We start from the raw sequence: 1,280 nt of genomic DNA on the forward strand, positions 1-1,280 counted from the left end.
GGAAGTAGCTCAGCTTGGTAGAGTACTTGGTTTGGGACCAAGGTGTCGCAGGTTCGAATCCTGTCTTCCCGATTGATGGCGGTGTAGCTCAGCTGGCTAGAGCGTCCGGTTCATACCCGGGAGGTCGGGGGTTCGATCCCCTTCGCCGCTATAATGATCTTGTTGGACCTTTAGCTCAGCTGGTTAGAGCTCTCGGCTCATAACCGAGTGGTCGTAGGTTCAAGTCCTACAAGGTCCATTGCAATGATGGAGGATTACCCAAGTCCGGCTGAAGGGAACGGTCTTGAAAACCGTCAGGCGTGTAAAAGCGTGCGTGGGTTCGAATCCCACATCCTCCTTTATTTATTATTAACGCGGGATGGAGCAGCTCGGTAGCTCGTCGGGCTCATAACCCGAAGGTCGTAGGTTCAAATCCTGCTCCCGCAATATTGGCTCGGTAGCTCAGTTGGTAGAGCAATGGATTGAAGCTCCATGTGTCGGCGGTTCGATTCCGTCTCGCGCCATATTTTTATTTAGTTTCATGCGGGTGTAGTTTAGTGGTAAAACTACAGCCTTCCAAGCTGTTGTCGCGAGTTCGATTCTCGTCACCCGCTTTGAACTTTGTTCAAGTACCAAGTATTTAACTTGGGCGCGTAGCTCAGGTGGTTAGAGCGCACGCCTGATAAGCGTGAGGTCGGTGGTTCGAGTCCACTCGTGCCCATTAATAGGAGAATTACTCAAGAGGCTGAAGAGGACGGTTTGCTAAATCGTTAGGTCGGGTAACTGGCGCAAGGGTTCGAATCCCTTATTCTCCGTAATTAGAGCTTTTTAGCTCTTTTTTTGTGTTTTTGTCTGTAAAATTCGGCTCTTTGATAACTATAGTAGGGCGATGAATTCTTACAATCTGGAGTGAAACAAAATGCTTCACTCTTTTTGTTTCACACTTAGGAACTTTCTAGGTTTAAAGTTATTAAACTAATCGAATATATTCGTTTTTTAGAGATTTTTGTAGTCTTTTTCATAGCTTCTATCTGCATTTCTATTTTAGTCTTTCGATGTGTTAATGTTCTTTTTTTAATTTCCTGTAAGTTTCTAATATAAAATAATTATATTAGAAATTACCTTTAAATAATGGTTTAATCTCTTTTTGTTATAGCTCCTATTGGCCTTTCCTACATTATGTTTAGATCTATAGTATTTATCGAAGGTGTATCTATTATAAGAATTATCCCCAATTGTCAAGTCAAGTGCAACAAAGTTGTTCCTCTGATTAAGCGAGTATCTTTCAAGCTGTTTGAGCT

General features: G+C 42.9%; 9 tRNA genes. All 9 read left to right on the top strand.

From position 1 onward, the window contains the following. Positions 1-72: transfer RNA gene (locus tag K1I67_RS09605), tRNA-Pro, on the top strand. Between the two features lie 5 nt (positions 73-77). Continuing rightward, positions 78-151, top strand: a tRNA-Met gene (locus K1I67_RS09610). A gap of 13 nt (positions 152-164) precedes the next feature. Continuing rightward, positions 165-238: transfer RNA gene (locus tag K1I67_RS09615), tRNA-Ile, on the top strand. A 10-nt stretch (positions 239-248) separates the two neighbouring features. Beyond that, positions 249-338, top strand: a tRNA-Ser gene (locus tag K1I67_RS09620). Positions 339-352: 14 nt separating this feature from the next. Continuing rightward, positions 353-426, top strand: a tRNA-Met gene (locus K1I67_RS09625). A 4-nt stretch (positions 427-430) separates the two neighbouring features. Then, positions 431-503, top strand: a tRNA-Phe gene (locus tag K1I67_RS09630). Between the two features lie 19 nt (positions 504-522). Then, a tRNA-Gly gene (locus K1I67_RS09635) sits at positions 523-593 on the top strand. Positions 594-626: 33 nt separating this feature from the next. Continuing rightward, a tRNA-Ile gene (locus K1I67_RS09640) sits at positions 627-700 on the top strand. A 6-nt stretch (positions 701-706) separates the two neighbouring features. Beyond that, positions 707-794, top strand: a tRNA-Ser gene (locus K1I67_RS09645). Positions 795-1,280 lie beyond the last annotated feature (486 nt).

The organism is Streptococcus infantis (genome assembly GCF_019929575.1).
In the GTDB taxonomy this organism is placed as follows: domain Bacteria; phylum Bacillota; class Bacilli; order Lactobacillales; family Streptococcaceae; genus Streptococcus; species Streptococcus infantis_L.